At 68.1% G+C, this 21,696-nt stretch carries 19 protein-coding genes; 7 read left to right on the forward strand and 12 right to left on the reverse strand.

The genetic code is table 11. From position 1 onward, the window contains the following. Positions 1-182: 182 nt before the first annotated feature. Entirely contained in the window at positions 183-1,790 is a 1,608-nt protein-coding gene (locus tag AC07U0_RS13940) for a sensor histidine kinase (RefSeq protein WP_494720613.1), read from the forward strand. Between the two features lie 322 nt (positions 1,791-2,112). On the opposite strand, the gene AC07U0_RS13945 is transcribed toward AC07U0_RS13940, so the two are convergent. After that, positions 2,113-2,517, reverse strand: coding sequence for a hypothetical protein (locus AC07U0_RS13945; RefSeq protein ID WP_494720614.1), 405 nt, complete (start codon positions 2,515-2,517; stop codon positions 2,113-2,115). Here AC07U0_RS13945 and AC07U0_RS13950 point away from each other — a divergent pair. Then, on the forward strand, positions 2,510-3,055 hold the full coding sequence (locus AC07U0_RS13950; protein ID WP_494720615.1) for a hypothetical protein: 546 nt from the start codon (positions 2,510-2,512) through the stop codon (positions 3,053-3,055). The two genes, AC07U0_RS13945 and AC07U0_RS13950, sit on opposite strands and share 8 nt — an antisense overlap. Before the next feature lie 3 nt (positions 3,056-3,058). On the opposite strand, the gene AC07U0_RS13955 is transcribed toward AC07U0_RS13950, so the two are convergent. The 3 genes from AC07U0_RS13955 to AC07U0_RS13965 form a co-directional block, all read right to left on the reverse strand. Then, positions 3,059-3,403, reverse strand: a complete 345-nt coding sequence (locus AC07U0_RS13955; protein ID WP_494720616.1) for a VOC family protein — start codon at positions 3,401-3,403, stop codon at positions 3,059-3,061. A 191-nt stretch (positions 3,404-3,594) separates the two neighbouring features. Next, complete coding sequence (locus AC07U0_RS13960; RefSeq protein WP_494720617.1) at positions 3,595-4,788, reverse strand: thiolase family protein; 1,194 nt, start codon at positions 4,786-4,788, stop codon at positions 3,595-3,597. Between the two features lie 112 nt (positions 4,789-4,900). Beyond that, positions 4,901-5,764 (reverse strand): acyl-CoA thioesterase, encoded by an 864-nt coding sequence (locus AC07U0_RS13965; protein WP_494720618.1) that lies wholly within the window; start codon positions 5,762-5,764, stop codon positions 4,901-4,903. Positions 5,765-5,955: 191 nt separating this feature from the next. On the opposite strand from AC07U0_RS13965, the gene AC07U0_RS13970 reads away from it, so the two are divergent. The 3 genes from AC07U0_RS13970 to AC07U0_RS13980 all read left to right on the forward strand — a co-directional run bounded on the left by AC07U0_RS13970 (position 5,956) and on the right by AC07U0_RS13980 (position 9,047). Then, positions 5,956-6,462 carry a winged helix-turn-helix transcriptional regulator gene (locus AC07U0_RS13970; protein ID WP_492032096.1) on the forward strand — a complete coding sequence of 169 codons (507 nt, stop codon included), beginning with the start codon at positions 5,956-5,958 and terminating at the stop codon, positions 6,460-6,462. Positions 6,463-6,495: 33 nt separating this feature from the next. Next, positions 6,496-7,626 (forward strand): zinc-binding dehydrogenase, encoded by a 1,131-nt coding sequence (locus AC07U0_RS13975; RefSeq protein WP_494720619.1) that lies wholly within the window; start codon positions 6,496-6,498, stop codon positions 7,624-7,626. A gap of 86 nt (positions 7,627-7,712) precedes the next feature. Continuing rightward, positions 7,713-9,047 (forward strand): APC family permease, encoded by a 1,335-nt coding sequence (locus AC07U0_RS13980; RefSeq protein ID WP_494720620.1) that lies wholly within the window; start codon positions 7,713-7,715, stop codon positions 9,045-9,047. An 18-nt stretch (positions 9,048-9,065) separates the two neighbouring features. Here the strand turns inward: AC07U0_RS13980 and AC07U0_RS13985 are convergent, their stop codons facing one another. The 8 genes from AC07U0_RS13985 to AC07U0_RS14020 all read right to left on the reverse strand — a co-directional run bounded on the left by AC07U0_RS13985 (position 9,066) and on the right by AC07U0_RS14020 (position 18,187). Further along, the gene (locus tag AC07U0_RS13985) at positions 9,066-10,133 is read right to left on the reverse strand and encodes a hypothetical protein (RefSeq protein ID WP_494720621.1); all 1,068 of its coding nucleotides are present in this window, start codon (positions 10,131-10,133) and stop codon (positions 9,066-9,068) included. A gap of 117 nt (positions 10,134-10,250) precedes the next feature. Continuing rightward, a complete protein-coding gene (locus AC07U0_RS13990) occupies positions 10,251-11,471 on the reverse strand; it encodes an RtcB family protein (RefSeq protein ID WP_494720622.1) in 1,221 nt (406 codons plus the stop codon). Positions 11,472-11,759: 288 nt separating this feature from the next. After that, on the reverse strand, positions 11,760-12,341 hold the full coding sequence (locus AC07U0_RS13995) for a hemerythrin domain-containing protein (protein WP_494720623.1): 582 nt from the start codon (positions 12,339-12,341) through the stop codon (positions 11,760-11,762). Next, the gene (gene mnmA, locus AC07U0_RS14000; protein ID WP_494720624.1) at positions 12,334-13,536 is read right to left on the reverse strand and encodes a tRNA 2-thiouridine(34) synthase MnmA; all 1,203 of its coding nucleotides are present in this window, start codon (positions 13,534-13,536) and stop codon (positions 12,334-12,336) included. Before mnmA ends, AC07U0_RS13995 begins: the two co-directional genes overlap by 8 nt. Positions 13,537-13,679: 143 nt before the next feature. Beyond that, positions 13,680-13,964, reverse strand: coding sequence for a CtrA inhibitor SciP (gene sciP, locus AC07U0_RS14005; protein ID WP_207867961.1), 285 nt, complete (start codon positions 13,962-13,964; stop codon positions 13,680-13,682). A gap of 170 nt (positions 13,965-14,134) precedes the next feature. After that, entirely contained in the window at positions 14,135-15,607 is a 1,473-nt protein-coding gene (gene flgE / locus AC07U0_RS14010; RefSeq protein WP_494720625.1) for a flagellar hook protein FlgE, read from the reverse strand. Between the two features lie 44 nt (positions 15,608-15,651). After that, entirely contained in the window at positions 15,652-16,362 is a 711-nt protein-coding gene (locus AC07U0_RS14015; protein ID WP_494720626.1) for a flagellar hook assembly protein FlgD, read from the reverse strand. 4 nt (positions 16,363-16,366) lie between these two features. Continuing rightward, positions 16,367-18,187: a flagellar hook-length control protein FliK gene (locus tag AC07U0_RS14020; RefSeq protein ID WP_494720627.1), complete on the reverse strand. Its 1,821-nt coding sequence runs from the start codon at positions 18,185-18,187 to the stop codon at positions 16,367-16,369. Positions 18,188-18,582: 395 nt separating this feature from the next. Between AC07U0_RS14020 and flgK the strand changes: the two genes are divergently transcribed. Both flgK and AC07U0_RS14030 read left to right on the forward strand, forming a co-directional pair. Continuing rightward, positions 18,583-20,706, forward strand: coding sequence for a flagellar hook-associated protein FlgK (gene flgK / locus AC07U0_RS14025; RefSeq protein WP_494720628.1), 2,124 nt, complete (start codon positions 18,583-18,585; stop codon positions 20,704-20,706). Next, on the forward strand, positions 20,703-21,632 hold the full coding sequence (locus AC07U0_RS14030) for a flagellin (RefSeq protein WP_494720629.1): 930 nt from the start codon (positions 20,703-20,705) through the stop codon (positions 21,630-21,632). The genes flgK and AC07U0_RS14030 overlap by 4 nt, the downstream gene beginning before the upstream one ends. Positions 21,633-21,696: the final 64 nt, after the last annotated feature.

Raw genomic sequence — 21,696 nt, forward strand, 5'->3', positions numbered from 1 at the left:
CGCTCGACCCCTTGTTCCGTGGCGTTAACTTCACGGGATATTAGGGAGCAAGGGCTTAGCTGACGCATCTCTGTATCCTCGAGTCGTCGTCTATGTCGCTCAGCCCTGTGCTGGAAACCCGGTCTGGAGGTCTCGCCACGACCCCTGTTCGTCCCTCCGCGGCGCTTTCCACGGCCTCGGCCGTGACGACTGACGCTGCGCGCCTGTTCAGCCAGCCGATGGCGCCGTTGGCGACGGTCTGTTCGGTGCTGCTGCTGACGGTGTTCTCGATCCAGTTCGGCCGGTCCTCGGACGGCGTCGTGGTCATGTGGCTGGCCAATGCCGTCGCCGTCGGGGTCTGGCTGAGATCGGGGCGCGGCGTCTCGTTCGACCTCTGCTTCGGCGCATTGATGGCCGCGGCCGTCGCCAGCGGCGAAATCCTGGCAGGCCATACCCTGGCCAATACCGTGATGCTGACGGCGGTGAACCTGTTCGAGATGGTGGCCGCGGTCACCCTGGTGCGACGTTTCGCGCCGGATATGTCGCTACAGACGGTCAAGTCGACGGTGCGGCTGGTCAGCCTGGTCGCGATTGCGGCCCCATTGATCGCCGCCGCCGCCGGTGCGGTGGTGTTCTCCGTTATCCGCGGCGCGCCCCTGCTGCAAAGCTTCCAGGTCTGGTGGTTCGGCCATGCGCTGGCGATGATGCTGGTCGTGCCGCTGATCCTGTCGATCAACCGCCAGTCCTTCGCCCTCGTGAAGCAGCCCCTGAGGATGCTGGAGTGGGTGGTCCTGCTGGGTCTGCTCGTTGCGGTGGCCTATGGGCGTTACTTCCACGGCGTGACCTTCGTCACCTTCTTCCTGAACATGTTGCTGGTGGTCATCGCCGCCAGATTGCGCATGGCCGGGGTGACCATCGCGATCCTGAGCGCCAGCATCCTGATGTTCATGGCCATGCTGCACGGGCATCCCGGCGCTGAATCGGCCGCGTCGGCGACGCAGATTCTGAACGCCCAGCTGATGATGATTTCCGTCGCCCTGCCATTCATGCTGGCGGCGGCCCTGCTGACCCAGCTCGACGGCTTGTCGGCGCGGGCCAAGGCTGGCCAGAAGCGCGCCGAACTGGCGTCGGAGGCCAAGTCGCGCCTGCTGGCCAATGTCGCTCATGAGATCAAGAGCCCGGTCGGCGGCGTCATCGGCATCGGTGAGCTGTGGTCCAGCGGCCAGCTGGGACCGGTCACCGAGACCCAGAAGGAAATGGCCGAGATGCTGGTCAAGACCGCCCGTCAGGTCGAGGCCCTGGCCCACGATCTGCTCGATGTGGCGCGCGCCGAGTCCGGTGCGGTCAAGGTCGAGCTGCGCCCCACCGACGTCGTGGGTCTGGTTGAGGACATCCGTCGCGCGACCGCGTTGCGGCCCGAGGCCCTGAGCCTGAGGCTGGAGGTCGTGCGGGACGGGGAGGGCCTCGTCGCCCTGGCCGATTCCCAGCGCCTGAGCCAGGTCATCGACAATCTGGCCACCAATGCCGTGAAGTACGGCGCCTCTGGCGGCAGCGTGACCTTCCGGGTTTCGCGGGTGTTCCAGGGTGTGCGCATCGAGGTCACCGACCGGGGGGCGGGCCTGTCCCCCGAGAAGCAGACCCAGCTGTTCGAGCCGTTCAATCGCCTGGGGCTGGAACGCTCCACGGTCGAGGGGCACGGCATCGGCCTGGCCCTGGCCAAGCGGCTGATCGAGCTTCAGGGCGGGACGATCGGGGTGGAATCCACTCCGGGCCACGGCGCGACCTTCTGGGTCGAACTGCCCACGCCCTGAGCGCCTGATCACAGGCTTCGCCAAGCGGCTTTCCGGTCTTGCCGTCCGTCCGCCGAGAGGCGATGGTCCGGCCCATGAAAACCGCCCGTACCCTTCGTGTTTCCCTGCTGCTCGCCTCCAGCGCGGTCGCCTTCTCGGCGGCCCCTGCCTTTGCCCAGACCTCGACGTCCCGGACGACGAATCCGTCAACAGCGACCTCGGTCCTCAATGCCGCGCCCGTACGGACTCCGACGCAGGCGCCTTCGACACAGACGCCGCCTGCCGCGCGTCCGGGCAGCGACCTGACCCGCAGCCTGAACGGCGCCCCGCCGGCGCGGACGGACTATCTGGCGCCGCCGCCTGCTCCGGCGACCACAGCGCCGCCGTCCGGCCCCGCCACAACGGCGCCGGCGCGGCCGACGACCACGTCGCCTGCGACCACATCTCGTCCGACGGCTCCGGCTCCGGCTCCAACGCGGACGGCGCCCGCGCCCACCCGCGCCGCGCCGCCCGCCACGACGCCATCCACGGCCACCGCGCCTGCCACCCGCTCCAATACGCCGCAGCCCGCGCCTGCGCGTCCGACCGCGCCCGCGACGATGTCGCCTCGCGCCACCGCTCCCACGACAGCGCCCGCAACGACCGCCCCCAGAACCACGGCGCCGACGACGGCTCCGGCTCCGACGCGAGCAGCGCCCGTCACGACGCCGCCGACGACGCGGGCTCCCGCTACGGCGCCTGTGGTCACGCCCCGGCCGACGCCGCCCGCCTCCGTCCCGACGACGACCCCGGCTCCGGGCGGACGGATCTATGCGCCGCCGGTCCTGCCCGGTAGCCAGCCTGCCGCGACTCCGCCGGCTCTGCCCGCGGCCGCGCCCCCCTCCGCCGCCATGCCCGCGCCGGCCGAACCTCCGCCGCCGATGACGGTGCTCAATGCGCCCGCCGTCGCGGCCCTGCCGTTCCGGGTGGAGTTACCTGCGGGCTTCCGCATCACCACCAGCCGGCCCGGCCCGGACTTCAACGTCTATACGATCCGGCGCGGCGATCAGCCGTTCGTCATGGTCTATGTCGGGCCGTCATCGCAGTTCCCGATTTATGACGGCGAGATGGTCCAGGCCGGCGGCCGCGCCTCGATCGTCGTCAACGAGGGCGGTCAGAGGCACGCGATGGAGCATCTGTTCCAGCGTTCCACCGCGCCGAAGGAGATCCACGTCTGGGTCTCCAGCCTGGAAAGCGCCGACGAGGCCTTGGGCGAACGGATCGCCCAGTCTGTCGACGCCAAATAAGCCTCAGGTCTCGGACCAGGCCGCCAGTTCGTTGCCGGCGGGGTCCTTGAAGTGGAAGCGCCGTCCGCCCGGAAAGGCGAAGATCGGCTTGACCACGGTCCCGCCCGCGGCCTCGACCCTGGCCAGCAGGGCCTCGAGGTCGTGGGCGAAGAGAACGGGCAGGGGGGCGGTGATGGCGTCGACGCCCGGATCGGCGTTGAAGCCGCCGTCCAGACCTTCGCTGAAGGCGGCGTATTCAGGGCCGTAGTCCTGGAATTTCCAGCCGAAAGCCGAGCCGTAGAAGGCCTTCAGCGGACCGACGTCGGTCGCGGGGAATTCCAGATAGTCCAGCTTGCCGTCTTCACGCATGTTCTCATTCCGTTCTGAAAAAGCCGCCGAAAAGGGGCTTGCCACACGGAGCGCCTACGCGCAATCTTGAGAACTATTCGCAGTCGCAGAGTCGCCGTGATGATCGTGCTGGCCACCGGACCCCACGCCCTCAGCCGCCTCATGGAGGCGGACCGTACGGCAGGCTGCGGGTCCAGCCTGCCGTCAAAAGATCAGGCCAGCTCGACCGCCATGGCCACGGCCTCGCCGCCGCCGATGCACAGGGACGCGACGCCCTTCGTACCGCCCCGGGCCTGAAGCGCCCCCAACAGGGTCGCCAGGACGCGGGCGCCGGATGCGCCGATGGGGTGACCCAGAGCCGTCGCGCCGCCGTTCACGTTCAGCTTCGCGTGGTCGATGCCAAGCTCCTGCATGGCGATCATGGGGACGACGGCGAAGGCCTCATTGACCTCCCACAGATCGACGTCCTCGACCGACCAGCCGGCTTTCTTGAGCGCCTTCTGGATCGCGGGCACCGGGGCGGTGGTGAACAGGCCCGGCTCGTGGGCGTGGGCCGAGTGGCTCACAACGCGCGCGACGATCGGCAGGCCCATGGCTTTCGCGACGCTCTCGCGCGTCATGACCAGAGCAGCCGCGCCGTCACTGATGGAGGCCGAGGAGGCGGCGGTGATGGTGCCGTCCTTGGCGAAGGCGGGCTTCAGGCCCGGGATCTTCTCCGGCATGGCCTTGCCGGGCTGTTCGTCCTCGGAGACGGTGACGGTCCCCTTGCGGCCCGCGACCTCGACCGGGGTGATCTCGGCCTTGAAGGCGCCCGAGGCGATGGCGGCGACGGCGCGGTTCAGGCTTTCGACCGCATAGGCGTCCTGGGCCTCGCGCGTAAACTGATAGGTCCGGGCGCTGTCCTCGGCGAAGGAGCCCATCGGCTTGCCGGCCTGGTAAGCATCCTCCAGCCCGTCCATCATCATGGAATCGACGATGACGTCATGGCCGATGCGAGCCCCGGCGCGGTGCTTGTTCATCAGGAATGGAGCGCCGGTCATGGATTCCATCCCGCCCGCGACGATGATGTCGGCCGATCCGGCGGCGAGGCTGTCTGAGGCCATCATGACGGCCTGCAGGCCCGAGCCGCACATCTTGTTCAGGGTCGTGGCCTCGACCGACTTCGGCAGGCCGGCGCCGAGGGCCGCCTGACGCGCCGGAGCCTGGCCCAGACCGGCGGGCAGGACGCAGCCCATATAGATCTGGTCGATCTTCTCCGGTGCGACGCCGGCGCGTTCGACCGCGGCCTTGACGGCGGTGGCGCCCAGTTCGGTCGACTTCACGCCCGCGAAGGCGCCCTGGAAACCGCCCATCGGCGTGCGGGCGAAGGAGACGATGACGACGGGATCGTTGGAAGAAGCGGTCACTGGGTGTTTCCTTGCGGAGAAGTGTTGGGGCCTAGATCGTCGGTCTGGCCGTCGGGTTCAAGCGTCGCGGCGTCAGGCACAGCCAAAGCGTCGCGGGGTCAAGACTTTGTCCTCAGGCGTCAGGGGCCGGGCGGGGCGGGCGGACCGGAGCCAGTTTGCGCCGCTGACGGCCGAGCGCGAGGATACGGCCGTCGCCGCTGCGCACGATCAGATCGTCCACGGTCCAGCCGCCTCCGAGATCGACGAGGGTGAATTCGAAGAAGGCCCAGCCGTCGGGCGCGGTCTCGGGCGTCAGGTCGGCGATGAAGTCGTAGCGCAGATCGACCGTCGCCATGGCCAGGGGCTTGGTGATCGCCGTCCAGGCCGGGGGATAGAGGGCGTCCATCAGATAGCAGAGGCGGGCCTCATCCAGCGGCGCGCCGTCGTTGGTGCGCATCCACAGCCGCTCTCCGGCCTTGTCGCCCGGCAGGCCCTGCAGCAGGCTGGGACCAGTATCGAGGCGATAGTCGACGAAGCGGGAGAAACGCGGCGCCAACGGCCCGTGAAGGGTGCGGGCGGGGTCGATGCTATCCAGCGGGGGCGGAGGGATGATCGGGCCCGGCGTGACCGGGGCGTTTGCGTCGTCCTGGCCATAGGTGGCCTGGGCGTGGTGGGTCAGGCGCTCGCCCTGACGCACATCCAGTCCGGCGAAGGCCGCGCTGCGCCCGCCGCGCATCAGCCGGGGCGTAAAGACGATGGGGGCGTCATAGGCGGGCGCGGCCAGATACTGGATCGACAGGCTGCGAAGCGGGGCGGTCAGGCTTAAGCCCTGACGCAGGGCGTTGGCGCACAGCGCCGCGAGCAGGCCGCCGAAAGGAAAGCCCTTCTCCGGCGGCATGGCGATGGGACCGTTGGAGAACTCGCCGTCGACCGCGCCGGTCAGCCCCTCCGGGCCGGGCGTCAGGGTCAGGGCGTCGGCGAGGGAGGGCAGGGTCATGACAGGCGGATTAGCGTCCAAAGGAGACGGGCGGAAGACTGGCCTCCGCCCGCGTCAGTCGAGGAATGCAGGAAACGCCGCGAAGTCCGCTGGGGATTTTGCGCCACGTCCGTTGCCAAACGAGACTGACGCAGAGGGTTCGGTTTGGCAACCCACTTGCAAAAACCCTGACGCGAGGTCACCTTCCGCCTATGGGCCGTACCGCAGACTATTCGAAACAAAGCTGTTCCATCGCCGCGACGCTGGAAGTGATCGGCGATCCGTGGACCTTGCTGGTGATCCGCGACGCGTTTCAGGGCCTGACCCGCTTCGAGCAGTGGCAGGAGCGGCTGGGCGTGGCCCGCAACGTCCTGGCCGCGCGGCTGAAAACCCTGGTCCAGCACGGGGTGCTGGAGCCGCGCCTGTATTCCGAACGCCCGCCGCGCAACGAATATGTCCTGACCGCCAAGGGCAAGGACCTGTCGGCGGTGCTGGTGACGCTTCACGCCTGGGGCAACAAACACGTCTATGGCGACACCGACAGCGGCGTGGATCTGGTCCACAAGACCTGCGGCCACACCCTGAACCCCCGCATCGCCTGCGCCCATTGCGAGGAGATCGTGAAGGGGCGCGACATCGTCCTGACCCGCAAGGCCAACCGCCCCACCGTCGGCGATGTCATGCCGAAAGACGTGACCGCGGACGAAGAAGCCGCCTGACGCTTTCGGCGTCGGCTTTCAACCGGAGTTTCCATGACCCAGACCCTTCCCGCGACCGGGCTTCAGCTCCGGTCGTTGATCACGGCTGACGGACGGCTGGAGCTGTCGCTGGTCGAGGTTCCGGTCGCTGCGCCGGGCCCGGACGAGATCGTGGTGCGGATCGAGGCCACGCCGATCAACCCGTCAGACCTCGGCCTGCTGGTCGGGGCGGCGGACATGAGCACGGCCCGCGTCGAGGGCGAGATCACCGTCGCCGACGTTCCGGCGCAGGGCCTGCGCGCCATGGCCGGTCGGCTCGGTGAGGCCATGCCGGTCGGCAATGAGGGCGCGGGCGTCGTCGTGGCGGCGGGCGACAATCCAGCGGCCCAGGCCCTGATCGGCAAGACGGTCGCCATCCTCGGCGGCGAGATGTACGCCCAGTACCGCACCCTGCGCACCGACGCGGCCCTGCCGCTGCCCGCCGACGCCACGGCGGCCGACGGCGCCTCCTGTTTCGTCAATCCGCTGACGGCCCTGTGCATGGTCGAGACCATGCGGGCGGAGGGTCATACGGCCCTGGTCCATACAGCAGCGGCGTCGAACCTCGGCCAGATGCTCAACAAGCTGTGCCTCAAGGACGGTATCGGTCTGGTCAATATCGTTCGCAGCGAGGCGCAAGCAGATATCCTGCGCGGGCTGGGCGCGCCCTGGATCGTCAACTCGACTTCGCCGGACTTCATGAGCGAGTTGATCGAGGCTCTGGTCGCGACCGGCGCCACCCTGGCCTTTGACGCCATCGGCGGCGGCAAGCTCGCGGGCCAGATCCTGACCGGGATGGAGGCGGCGGCCAATCGCACGGCGACAACCTACAGCCGCTACGGCTCCTCGGTGCACAAACAGGTCTATATCTACGGGGCGCTGGACACGAGCCCGACCGAGCTGAACCGGGCGTTCGGCCTGTCGTGGGGCGTCGGCGGCTGGCTGCTGACCCCGCGCTATGCGGGTCTGCCCGCCGAGCGTCGCGGCGCCCTGCGCCAACGCGTGGTGGCGGAGCTGAAGACGACCTTCGCCAGCGCCTATGCCGGTGAGATCTCCCTGCGCGACGTGCTCAAACCCGAGGTCATCGCCGTCTACAACCGCCGCGCCACGGGCGAGAAGTATCTGATCAATCCCTCTCTGGACTGACCGGCCCGACGGTCGGATGCATTGATCCGTCCCCGCATCGGTGATCTATCGACCGCAGGCGAGTGGGGCTTGCCGGGGATAGATCAATGACGACCGAAGACGGTGGGGCTGACCGCGGCCATCTGTTGCGCGTGCTGGGAGTGGCCTTCGGGGTGGCCGTCATCGTCGGCGGCACCATAGGGCAGGGAATCCTGCGCAGTCCCGGCGTGGTCGCCGAAGGCGGCAAGACGCCGTTCGTCATCATCGGCCTGTGGCTGCTGGGCGGCGCCATCGCCTGGATCGACGCCATGTCGACGGTCGAGCTGGCCTCCTCGATCCGCAAGACCGGCGGCCCCTTCATCTTCGCCCGCCGCGCCTATGGCTCAATGGGCGGTCTCGCCGTCGGGATCGCCGACTGGCTGGGTAATATGGGCGGCATCGCCTTCGTCTCGGTGGTGTTCGCCGAATATCTGCACCGGCTGGGGATCGCGACCGGCCTGCCGCTGGGGATTATCGCCCTCATGCTGGTTTGCGTGGTCGGGGTCGTGCAGTCGCTGGGCACCAGGATCGGCGGGCGGTCGCAGGAGGTCGGCAGTGCGATCAAGGCGGTGCTGTTCCTGCTGCTGATCGGCGGCCTTCTGCTGGCGCCGCGCGGCGAGCCGGTGGCGACCCCGGTCTCGCCCGGCATGGCCACGGCCCTGACGCTCAGCGGCATCGTGGTGGCCCTGCGCGCCATCTTCGGCACCTATCAGGGCTGGAACTCCGCCGCCTATTTCTGCGAGGAGGTCAAGGATCCGGGCAAGGCCATCGCCCGCGCCACCTTCTCCGGCATCGGCGTGGTCACGGGCATCTATGTGCTGGTCAACCTGGCCCTGCTGCACGTCATGACCCCGGCCGAGATGGCGGGCTCCAACCTGGTCGCGGCCGATGCGGCGGAGCGGGTATTCGGGGCCGCGGCCGATCCCATCGTCACCGGCATCAGCCTGATCGCCCTGGTGACCATCATCAACGCCATGGTCATGGTCTTCCCCCGCGTCCTCTTCGCCATGGCGCGGGAGTTCGAGATCGCGCCTCTTACCCGGGTGACCCGCGCCGGGACGCCGATCATGGCCCTGATCGCCACGGTCGTCGTGGGCGGGGGCCTGGCGCTGATCGGGGTCTATGAGACGCTTCTGGCCTTCTCGACCTCCATTCTCGCCCTGATGGGCGTGGCGGTGAACGCGGCCGTTATCGTCCTGCGCCGCAAGGAGCCCGATCTGGAGCGGCCGTACCGGATGCCTCTCTATCCGCTGCCGGCCATCGTCGCGTTTGTGATCAACCTCGCCCTCTTCGTCGCCTTCGTGCGCGAGGACCCGGTCACCTCGCTCGAGGCCTTCGCGGCCCTCGCGGTGCTGACGGTCGTGGGCTGGTGGCTGACGCGGGGCCGGCACACAGCGGCCTGACCCCCGCGTCCCCCTCGGTCAGGCCGACGGGGCCAACTGCTGCAGCAGGCCGTCGCGCTGCATCTGTGAGGCGGTCCGGCGGCGCGAAATGGCGCCTGTCTGGTCCGCCAGAGCCATAGCGGCCTCGTCCTCGCCCGCGGTGATCTTGTCGGCCAACTGGTCGAGGAGGGCGGCCATCTCGCGTTCAATGCCAGCGCCTTCCTCGAACCCGGCGGTGTAGCGGGTCAGGAAGTCCTGCTGGGCCGGGGTGGACAGGACCGGGTTGCTTCGGTTTTCAGCCTCCTGCTGCCTCGCGGCGTCCACGATCCGGTCGGCGTCGAGCCGGATTTCGGCGGCGGAGGCGTGAATGGCGGCGGCTCGGCCTGGCCGATCCAGCGGCGCCTGGTTCCACAGATCGCGGAGATGGCGGAACCACTGGCCCAGAGCCTTGTCCGACTGGATGTTGGCCGCGCTGACGAACCGCTGCGCGCCGACCTGTTGCGAGGTGGTGTCCAGCAGGACGCCCTCGCTGTCCAGCAGGGCGATCATCAGGTCGATCTTGGCGAGTTGGAACGCCTGTTCCGGATTTCGCGATGCGGCGGCGTCGGCGATGGTGTCCATATAGTCCGCGGCCTGACGGTCGGACATATCCATGAACGCGGCGTATCGCGCGGGCAGGCCCTCGACGTGGGCGATCGGGCCGGCGAGGGCCTCGTGAATATCCGGCCGTGCGAGCAGGGCGGGGTTCACCGCCAGCGGCGTGACGGGCGGGATAGCCGTCATCGCGGTGCGGTCGCCGGCCAGAAGCGCAAGCTGTTCGGTCTTCCACCGTCCGGCCGCGGCGGCGGCCCCGGCCTTGTCGCCAGCCATCACCAGTTGCTGGATCGGCGCCGCTCCGCCGCCCAGGCCGGTAAGATGGCGGGCGCGCGCCATCAGGACCTGGTTATGCTGCGTGGTCCAGCGCGCGGTGTCAGCCAGCCACTGGCGCATCGCCGCCTGATCCTGAGGTGTCTCGGACTGCACCGCGGGCGCCGGTTCGGCGTGCGCCGCCATCGGCGCGACCAGCAGAATCGCGACCACACAGACCGCGCTGTTGAAATGTCTCATGAAGTCCCCCCAGACGTTTTTGATTGCTCCAAGAGGTGCCCGAAACGGCGAAGCTTGTGAAGAGGATCGGTTGAAACGACGAAAGCCGGCTCCACCTTGCGGCGAAACCGGCTCCCGTCATCCCTTGACGCACACCACCTGACGCAGGGTGTGCACGACCTCGATCAGGTCGGCCTGGGCCGCGATGACCGCGTCGATGTCCTTGTAGGCCATCGGTGTTTCGTCGATCACCTCGGCGTCCTTGCGGCATTCCACGCCCTCGGTCGCGCGGACATGGTCCTCGACCGTGAAGCGGCGCTTGGCCGCGGTCCGGCTCATGGCCCGACCGGCGCCGTGCGAGCAGGTGCAGAAGCTTTCCGCATTGCCCTTGCCGCGCACGATGAAGGATTTCGCCCCCATCGAGCCGGGGATGATGCCCAGCTCATCGACCTTGGCCGACACCGCGCCCTTACGGGTCAGGTAGACGTCCTTGCCGAAATGCCGCTCCTTCGAGACGTAGTTGTGGTGGCAGTTCACCGCTTCCTGCGTCGTCTCCAGATCGGGCCAGATGCGCTTAAGCACGCCCAGCACTGAGTCCATCATCACCTCACGGTTTGCCCGCGCGTACTTCTGGGCCCACGACACCGCCCGGACATAGTGGACGAAGCCGTCCGTCCCTTCCGGGAAGTAGGCGAGGTCCTGATCCGGCAGGTTGATGTGCCAGCGGCGCATCTCGTGCTTGGCCCGTTCGATGAAGTAGCTCCCGAACCGGTTGCCCACGCCGCGAGACCCGGAGTGCAGCATCACCCAGACGTCGCCCGCCTCATCGAGGCAGAGCTCGATGAAGTGGTTGCCCGTCCCCAGCGTCCCCAGATGGCCGAAGCCACGCGGGTGGGCCGCCTTGGGATGGGCCTCGATCACGGCGTCATAGCCGGCCTTGAGGTCGGCCCAGCGAGTGACCGCCGAGGCCGGGGGCTCGCCGGCCCAGGCGCCCTTGTCGTTGCGCCCGCCGTTGTCGGTCCGGCCGTGCGGAACGGCCGCCTCGATGGCGGAGCGGATGGCTGACAGGTCGTCGGGCAGGTGTTCGGCGCGGATCGAGGTCCGCACCGCCATCATGCCGCAGCCGATGTCCACGCCTACGGCGGCCGGGATGATGGCTCCCACCGTCGGGATCACGGATCCCACCGTCGCGCCCATGCCCCAGTGCACGTCCGGCATCACCGCCACGTGTTTGTGGATGAACGGCAGCGAGGCCACGTTCTTCAGCTGCTTCAGCGCCGCATCCTCGATGGGCACGCCCCGGGTCCAGGCCTTGATCGGCACATGGTCCGGGGTTTCGATCACGTCGTAGCCACGCATCGTGGCTTCTCCTCTTCTGATAATCCTCTCGGACCGGCAGGGGAGGCGTCTCTCGATGATCCTTGGCGGATACAAGAAACCCCTCCGGCCGGTGGCGGGAGGGGTTGCTGGAAATCCGAAGTCTTGCGGCCTTCGTTCCTACATCGCCTCCACGCACGCGCCCATGCCCTCGACCGGCTGGCGGTCGAAGCTGCAAGGCAGATACGAGTTGGCGAGTTTCAAGAACATGGGTCGCTCGTCTTCGGAGGCGGCCTGATACACAGGTCGGCCGTGCCTGACCAGCCCCCTTTAACCGATCTCGTCGGCGCGGGTGGCGATCAGGGGGATGACGATCTCTTCCTCGTCGTGGAGGTGACGCAGGACGCGCGGGCCCATGGCGTTCAGCACGTCAGCGAGGCGAGACGCGGTGTCGCCGGCGGCGGGTGCGTCGGTCTGGATGTCCTGATGGAAGGCGACGGCGGCTTGAAGCAGGGCCTCGAGATCGGCGTGCACGGCGTCGTGGTCGCGGTCCAGCAGATCGACACCGTGGGCGATGCGCGGCTCGATCCGGCGGAAGATCGGGAAATACTGCCCGCTCTCGATGCGGTGATGCATGTCCAGATGCTGCAGGAACTGGTCGACCGAGGGGATCAGCCGCCCGTGCAGGCCGCGCAGGTCGGAATGGCCGTTCCGCCAGTGATCGGCGATGGCGACCATATGGGCGTGGTGGCGGCGAAAATTCTCGTGCACGCCCAGCCAGAAGCGCGCCATCTCAGCCAGGGTCGGTTCGCCCCAACGCTCGCGCGGATAGTCGGCCAGCAGCACCCGCATGTCCTCGGGCAGGCCGGCGCGGGTGCTCAGGTGGAGCCGGTCTGTCGGTGTTTCAGACAACAGCCGTCGTCGTCTGGATGAAGCCGCCGCCCAGCAGGCGGTCGGGATCGGCCGGGTCGTAGAGGGCGCAGGCCTGACCCGGCGCCACGCCTTCTTCGCCAGCGTCGAAGGCCACGCCGACAACACCGTCGATCAGGGTCAGCCGGGCCGGGGAGGGCGGACGGGTCGAGCGGACGCGCGCCAGCACCGGCGTTCCGGCCAGGGCCGCCGCCTGAATGTCGGCCTCGTCGCCCAGCCAGTTGGTTTCGTCCAGCGTCAGGCTGGCGGTCAGCAGGGCCTCGCGCGGGCCGACGATGACGCGACGAAGTGCGGGATCCAGTTTGGTCACGAACAGGGGCTCGCCCACGGCGACGTTCAGACCGCGGCGCTGGCCGATGGTGTAGTCGGTGATGCCCGAGTGGTTCCCCAGCACCCGGCCGTCCATGTGCACGATCTCGCCCGCCTCACGCCCTTGCGGCCGCAGCCGGTCGATCAGGGTGCGGTAGTCGCCGGACGGAACGAAGCAGATGTCCTGGCTGTCGGGCTTGGCGGCGATGCGGAGGCCCAATTCGGCCGCGACGCCGCGCACCTGCGGCTTTTCGAGGCCGGCCAGCGGGAAGCGCAGATAGTCGAGCTGGGCCGGGGTGGTGGCGAACAGGAAGTAGGATTGGTCGCGCGAGGGATCGATGGCCTTGCGCATCTGGGCGCGGCCGTCCGGGCCGACGGCGCGGCCGACATAGTGGCCCGTGGCCATGGCTTCGGCGCCCAGGTCGCGGGCGACGTCCAGCAGGTCGCGGAACTTCACGGTTTGATTGCAGCGGATGCAGGGGACCGGCGTCTGGCCCGCCAGATAGCTGTCGGCGAACTGGTCGATGACCGCGTCGCGGAAGCGGCTTTCATAGTCGAGGACATAGTGGGGGATGCCCAGGGTCTCGGCCGCCAGACGGGCGTCGTGGATGTCCTGGCCCGCGCAGCAGGCGCCCTTCTTCTTGAGCGCGGCGCCGTGGTCGTAGAGTTGTAGCGTCACGCCGACGACGTCATAGCCCGCCTTGTGCAGCAGGGCCGCGACCACGGTGGAATCCACCCCGCCCGACATGGCCGCCACGATCCGCGATCCCACCGGCAGCCCGACCGCCAGACGCGCGGCCTCGACCGCCTGATCCATGTCAGCGGGGGCCATGTCGGGAACGGGGCAGAAGTCTTCAGCCAAACTCATCGCCGCCATCTAGTGCGGAATGTGTACAATTTCGAGGTCTGGCCCGCAGGTGACGTCGCAGTGTGTCTTTCAGGCGGCCCAAACGACAACGACCGCCCCCGTCGCCGGGAGCGGCCGTCAGTCTTCCCTTGATAGGGAAATCCCTAGGAGCGGTAGCTCTGGATCCGCGTCGTACGCAGACCCTGCATGCCCCATTTGTCGATCGCCTTCTGCCAGGCGATGAACTCTTCCGCCGTCAGACGGTATTGCGAAAGGGCGTCCTCCAGCGAGAGGAGACCGCCGCGAACCGCGGCGACGACCTCGGCCTTGCGGCGGATGACCCACCGGTCGGTATTCGCCGGCGGCAGATCGCGCAGCGTCAGGGGCGTGCCAGTCGGTCCGACCACGTATTGTTCGCCTTTGTTATTCAGGCGTCGCTCTTGCAACATGGGCTTTTGCCTCATCACCAATCACCGTTGATGAGACAATAGCCACGCAGCGCTAAAGGCCGTTTAAAGCTCGTGGTGAAGGAAACGATAAAATCGGACCCTTCCGCCAAGCCCTTCAGGCCAGTATTTAAGCGACGATTCATTGACACTAATGATTAATTACTTGCCGATCAGCGTTTGACGTTGATCAACTCGGCGAGCATCTCGTCTGCGGTAGTGATGATCTTTGACGAGGCGGAATAGGCCCGCTGGGTGGTGATCAGGCCGGTGAACTCTGCCGACAGGTCGACGGTCGAGGCTTCCAGCTGGGAGGCGCCGATGAAGCCCGCGCCGCCGCTGCCCGGGGCCTTGAGGTTGTAGGTTCCGGACCCCTGGCTGACCTTGAAGGCGTTGCCGTTGGCGGGCGTCAGGCTGTCCGGGCTGGTGAAGGTCGCGATGGCGACCTGGGCGATCTTGCGGGTCACGCCGTTGTCGAAGATGGCGGTGACGAAGCCGTTCTCGTCGATCTCGATGTTCGACAGGTTGCCGAAGGCCGTACCGTTGGTGACCACGGCCTGGACGACGGAGTCGGAGTCGTACTGGGTCAGGCCGCCCGCCGAGGCGTTCAGGTTGAAGGTCAGGTTCTGCCGGTCGATACCCAGGCCGTCGGCCCATTTGATCTCGCCGGCGGCCGGCGTCGCGGAGTTCGAGGCGCCGAAGGAGATGGTGGCGTCGCTCACATCGGTGAACAGGGCCGCCGAGCCCAGGGCGGTCATGGCGTCGACGTCGAGGCGGCCGTCCTGGGTGAAGGCGACCAGGCCGCTCTTCAGCTGACCGTTGGCGAGCGGGGCGCCGGTGATGACGTCGCTGGCCGGGACGGCGCGGATTTCCGCGTACCACTGGTTGGGAACCGAGCTCTTCAGGAAGGAGACGGCGACGGTGCGCTGGCCGCCCTTGGAGTCCGACACCGGCACGGTCATTTCGAAGTCCGGCTTGGTCCCCGTCAGGGTGTCCGGATCGTACATGGCCATGGAGTTGGTCGTCGGGTCGTAGCGACCTGCGCCGGCGGGATCGAGCGGGTTGGCGGCATAGGCGGCGGCCGCCTTGGCCTCGGCCGACACGGGCTGGCTGGACTTCAGGTTGGCGTTCAGCTGGGCGCGGGTGGTGGCCTCGGCGGTGCCGCCGACCGAGCCGACGTTGATCGAGCGCAGGCGGCCCAGATCCGACGGGTCGGTGTTCAGGTTGCCGTTGCTGTCGACGGGCCAGCCCTGGAGGTACAGACCGGCGGTGTTCTTCAGATAGCCGAACTCATCGACGCGGAAGGCGCCGGCGCGGGTGAACAGGCGCGGATCGGTCGGGTCGAGCCCTTCCGCCTTCTGGGTAGTGACGAAGAAGCCCGAGCCCGAGATGCCGAGGTCGGTCGACTCGGTCGTGCGCTGCAGCTGGCCGCCCTGCGAGATGTAGTTGCGGGTGTTGGACAGGACGCCGCCCGCCGAATAACCGGCGCCGCGCGTCTGGCTGTTGACCACGGTCGAGAACTCGCTGGACACGCGCTTGTAGCCGATCGTGTTCACGTTCGCGATGTTCTGCGAGATGGCGGCCAGGGCGGCCGAGTTGGCCGAGAGGCCCGAGACCCCGGCCAGAAGGGCGCTGTTGATGCTCATGGCGTGTGTTCCTTGAAACTAAACTGTGGAGGTCGGGGAAGGGGTCAGGCGTCGGTGGAAGGAGTGTCGGTCTTCGGGTCGGCAGCCGCGGCGGCCTTCTGCTGCAGCGAAATGACGGTGCTGAGCGGAATGATGGTGTTGCCGACGTTCAGGTAGGGGACGTTGTCGTAGAGCTCGACGCCGCTCACGGTGCCGGTCATCAGGACCTGGCTCGAGATGGCGTCGCCCTTGGCGTTGGTGGCCGCGATCTTCAGCGTGTAGACGCCGCCGTCGGACATCTGGCCGCCGGCCGTGGTCTTGCCGTCCCAGGTGAAGTCGTGGGTGCCGGTCTTCAGCTCCGTCGCCGGGCCGGTCCAGACGACCTTGCCGGTGCTGTCGAGAACGGACAGCGTGGCCTTGGTCGCGTCAGCGCCCAGTTCGTAGCTCCAGCTGGCCTTGCCGTCGGTCAGCTTGTCGGCCGACCAGACCGCAGTGACTTCCTTGCCGATGTAGTTGGAGCCGTTGGCCAGCCCGCCGCCGTTCTGGGCGGCCAGCAGGCTGGTGAGCAGATCGTTGGTCAGCAGCTGCTGCTGCACGCCGGTCATCTGGGTCAGCTGGGCGGTGAAGTCGGTCGAATCCATCGGCGACAGCGGATCCTGGTTCTTCAGCTGGGCGGTCAGCAGCGTCAGGAAGGTGTCGAAGTTCGTCGCCAGGCTGGTCCGGGCGGAGTTGGCGTTAGCGGCGGCGGAATCGACTGTGGTGACGGCGGCGACCATCGGATCAGACCTTCATATCCACGCCGCGAGGCGTGAGGGACAGGGAAACCCAGGCGGCGGGAACGGCGGGGACGGTGTCGGCCTGGTCAGAGATGCGCGAGGCCGAGGCGAAGGCGCGGCTCTGACGCTGTTCCGAACCCCGGTCGTTGCCGTTCGAGGACGAGGCGTCCTGCTGGGTGAAGCTGAGGGCGTCGTCGGCCAGGGTGAAGCCGGCGTCCTGAAGCTGGCTGCGCAGCTCGTCGGCGCGGGCGCGCAGGTCGGCGGCGGCCAGGGGATTGTCGAAGGCCAGCTGGGCCGTCAGTCGGCCACTGGCGTCGATGTCCATGCTGACATTGACCTTGCCCAGACCTTCCGGCGTCAGCCCCATCTCGAACCGGGTCGAGCGGCCGGCGAGCTGGCGGGTGATCTGGGCCGCGATCTGGACGGTGGTCTCAAGCGTCGCGCGCGACAGGCTGGATTGGGCGACGGCGGCGGGCGTGGTCGTGGTCGCGGCGGCCTGGGTCGTCGAGCCGGTCTGGGCCGTCGGGACGGTGTCGGGCGCCAGGGCGAGCGGCGCGGCGACGTCCTGCGATTGCGCCTGGGCCTGAACCTGGGCGGCGAAGGCCGAGGTTGAGGCGGAGACGGCGATGGCGGGGGTCTGCTCCGGCGTCACGGCGGCGTCGGCCGTGGCGAGCGCCCTGGTCGCGGCGCCCTCGGTCACTTCGGCGCGAACGGGGGCGACGGAGACCGTCTCGCCACGCAGATGCGCAGGCACGCGCGGGGCGGCCTCATTCGAGACCGGGGCCGGGGTCTCGGCGGGCGCTTGAGAGGCGGTCTGGATGGCCGGAGCTGATGGTTGCGCTTCGACGGCGACTGGTTCGGCGATGGGAGCGTCGGCCTTGGGCGTCGGCTGCGGCGTGGCTTGAGAGGCCGACGCGTCCTTGAGGGGCGCGGCTTCGGCGGCGACGGCGGCCTGAACGGGCGCGGGCGTCTGGGCCTTGGCGTCCGGCTTCAGCGCCGAGGCCAGTAGGTCGCCCACAACGTCGGCGACCGCCCCGGCGACCGGACCGGCGGTTTCGGCCGCGGCCTGGGCGAGTTCGATGGCGGCCGTCGCGGCGGCGACGGCGGCGTCTTCGGCAGGTGTCGGGGTCTGGGTCTGGGCCGGGGCGGCGTCAACCGTCGTCGCGGCAGAGAGCGCTTGGGCGGCAGCCTGACCCACGGCTTCGGCGAACGGTTGCGCCGGAGTTTGGGCGGCGGGCTGGGTGGTGGTCTGGGCGGCGGTCTGCGCCGGAACCTCGACCGCGGCCTGGGCCGGTTGAGGCTGAACCTGCACGGGCGTTGGCGGGGGGGCGACGTCGATATCGGTATCGGTGGAGCCCGAGGGCGCGGCCTCGGTGGTCACGGCGGCGACCTGAAGGGGCAGGGCAGGGACGGGGGCTTGGGGCGCGGGCTCAACCGGGCTCGGGGCCGCGTCGTTCAGCAGGCCGGCGGCGTCGTCCGTGGCGGCTTCATCGGTCCTGTCGGCCGTGGCGTCTGCGACGACCGCGTCGTCGTTCGCGGCCTGGGCGGGCTTGTCCGCCGGGGGCGTGGCCGCAGCGTCCTTGTCCTGGTCGGCGGCGTCAGCCTTCGCGGCCTCGGTCTTGGCCGCGTCCTGTTTGGCGTCAGCCTTGGCGGCCGCCTTCTTTGAAGCGGCCTGTTTCGAGGCGGCTGCGGCGGTGTCCCGGTCATCCGCGTCGGCGGCCATCAGGGCGCTGAAGTCGTTGCCCGTGGCCGAGGCGGCCGTCTTCGCCGCCCGGGTGGGGGCGGGAGGGACGAGTGAGGCAATGGCGGCCGAGGGAAGAGACATGCGTTTGCAGGCGGCTCTGAAGGGGTGATGTCGACGCCTGCTGCGTCCGGGTCATTCGAAGCCTCCATCGCAAAGGTCGGGCCAGTTCCGATTGCGTCGCCAATGTATTGAAAAACCGGAATAATGTTCCGGGTCGGCCCGCCCGGCACTTCGCGACCTGCGGCCAAACTTGCCGCGCCTTCGCCGTTTTTTGCCCGGCTCGCGAGGCATTCGTTTCACGGCTGAAAGCCTGGCCCGGTGTTTGCGCTCCATAGACATCATGATTCACGCGCGATCCACGATTGTCTTTGGTTTCAACGCATTACAGCGGTGTAGCCTTTCTGTGGCCGGGCAAAAAACGCGCGCCGGCAGGCAGGGCTTGCCGAGCGGCGTTCTGGTGAAGGGGGCATAGGCCGATGTCGCTCAGCTCGATCCTCAATATCGCCAACAGCGGTCTGGCCACGTCCCAGGCCCAGCTGCGGGTCGTTTCCGACAACGTCGCCAACGTCAACACGCCCGGCTATGTCCGCAAGATCGCCGACCAGGTCGCCCTGACCACAGAGGGCGTCGGTTCGGGCGTCGACATCGCGCGCGTTCGTCTGGCCACCGACCGCTTCCTTCAGGCCGCGAGCCTGAACTCGGGCGCCGAGGCCAACCGCCAGGACGTGAAGTACGAACTCTACGACCGGATCCAGACCCTGTTCGGCGACCCGGGCGGGGATACCGGCTTCTTCTCCCAGATCGACGGAATCTTCTCCGCCTTCGCCGCCACGGCCGAGAACGCGACCTCCTCGCCGCTGCGGCAGGAGGCCCTGTTCAAGACCCAGGCCCTGTTCGACGAATCCGCCCGCATCGCGGGTCAGATCCAGTCGGTGCGCGAAGACGCCGACGGCCGCATCCAGACGGCGGTCGAGAAGGCTAACGACCTGCTCAAGCAGATCGAGACCCTGAACACCGACATCGCCAAGGCCAAGGCCACCAACGGCGACGCCTCGGGTTCGGAAACGACCCAGGCGACCCTGATCGGGCAGCTGTCGTCGCTGATGGACATCAAGGTGGTTCAGCGGAACAACGGCGGCGTCACCGTCCGCACCACTTCGGGCCTGCTGCTGGCGGGCGCGGGCGCGGCGAAGATCGAGTATCGCGCGGCCGGCTCGGTCAATGCCGAGAGCAAGTTCGACGACATCTATATCACCGAGCCGGGCGGCCAGAAGCGGTCCCTGACCGAAGGCATGGTCTCGGGCGAGATCAAGGGCCTGCTGGAGACGCGCGATATCGAGGCCCCGGCCGCCGCCGAGCGTCTGGGCGAGCTGATGACCCATGTCGCCGACGAGCTGAACCGCGCACATAACGCCAATTCCTCGGTCCCCGCGCCCCAGACCCTGACCGGCAAGAATGTCGGCCAGACGCTGGAGACGGCGCTGGCCGGCTTCACGGGCACGACCAATATCGCGGTGACCAATGCCGCGGGGGTGATCACCACCCGGGTTCCGATCGTCTTCTCCGGCGGAACCATGACGATCAACGGCGTCGCCGCGACGCCCGCGACCTTCCTGACGACGCTGAACGCCCAACTCGGCGGGGCGGCCACGGCCAGCTTCACCGACGGCAAGCTGACCCTGACGGCGGCCAATGCGACCGACGGCGTCGTCATCGCCGACGATGCGACCTCGCCCAGCAGCAAGGCGGGCAGGGGCTTCTCCCATTATTTCGGGATGAACGATCTGATCACTACGGATCGTTCGGCGACCTATGACATCGGCCTGTCGGCGACGTCGCTGCATGGCTTCACGGCGGGCGAGACCGTGAGCCTGAGGTTTGCCGAGCCGGACGGCACGCGCCTGCGCGACCTGACCATCACCGTGCCCACCGGAACGGGCACGATGTCCGAACTGCTGACGGCGATGAACAACCCCCTGACGGGTGCGGGGCGCTACGGGACCTTCAGTCTGGACCCCAGCGGGTCGGTTGTCTTCAAGGGCAATACCGACCCGGCCGCGACGATGAGCGTGATCAAGGACACCACGACCCAGGTCCCGTCCGGCGTCTCCATGACCGAGCTGTTCGGTCTGGGCGGCGGAGTCCGCGCCTCTCGCGCCGACGGCTTCAGCGTCCGGGCCGATATTTCCGGCAATCCGAACAAACTGTCCCTGGCCCAGTTGAATCTGTCGGCGACCGCCGGAACCACGGCCCTGGCGTCTGGAGACGGCCGCGGCGCCCTCGGGCTGGCCGACGCCGGTCAGAAGACGGTCAATTTCCAGGCCAGTGGCGGTTCGGCTGCGGGCTCGCAGTCGGTGTCGCGCTATGCCTCGGACTTCTCGGGCGACATCGGCGCCCGGGCTGCGGCGGCCAAGACCCGCGCCGCCAGCGCCGACGCGGTCCACACCGAGGCCCAGACGCGCCAGACGGCCTATGAGGGCGTCAATCTCGATGAGGAGCTGGTCAACATGACCACCTTCCAACAGTCCTTTAACGCCTCCGCCCGCCTCATTCAGGCGGTCAAGGATATGTACGACACGCTTCTGGGGATGGTCCAATGAGCCGCGTTTCGACCACGGGCAACTACCAGTCCGCCCTGCTGAACCTGATGTCGGCACAGGCCCAGCAGAACGAGGCCCAGACCCGGCTGTCGACCCAGAAGATCGCCACCGACATGAAAGGCTTCGGGCGCGGGGCCGAGAGCCTGACCGCCCTGAAGGCCGCGCAGAACCGGGTGCAGGGCTTCATCGACACCGGCACGGCGGTCGCCGATCGTCTGGAAAGCCAGGATCTGGCCCTGAACCAGGTCGGCGACGGCGTCACGGGCGCGCGCGCGGCCATCGGCAGCGCCCTGGCCACCGAGAACATCAACACCCTGATGCTGGAGCTGCAGGGGCAATTCCAGTCGATCCAGAACGGCCTGAACGCCCAGCACCAGGGCAACTATCTGTTCGCGGGCTCCGATACGTCAAAGGCGCCGGTCAACGTCTCGACCATGGCCGAGCTGAACGCGGCGCCCAGCGTCGCCTCGACCTTCACCAATGACAGCCTGCCCCAGACCTCTCGTCTCGGCGAACAAACCACCGTGCGCACGGGCTATCTGGCCGACGACATCGGCACGACGATCTTCCAGATTTTCAAGGACATCCAGGCCTACAACGACGACCCGGCGACCGGCCCTCTGACGGGCAAGCCCACTGATGCCCAGAAGACCTTCCTGACCGCCCAGCTCAGCCGACTGGACGGGGCCAGCGCCGCGACGATCGAGGTCATCTCGCGCAATGGCGCCTTGGCCAAACAGGTCGACAGCACCAACGTCAGCCATAAGGCCCAGGCCGACCAGCTCGGTGAGATGGTGAACACCAAGACCGAAGCCGACATGGCCAAGGCGGTCACCGACATCCAGCTGGCCCAGCTCGCCGTCCAGGCCTCGGCCCAGGTGATCAGCCAGCTCAAGGACACCTCCCTGCTGAACTACCTGCGGTAGACGCTAAGTCCTTATCCACATTGATTTTATGGCCACGCTGGACCTGTGTTCCCAAACGGAACAT

It is taken from the genome of Brevundimonas sp. GW821-FHT02A10 (assembly GCF_059422025.1).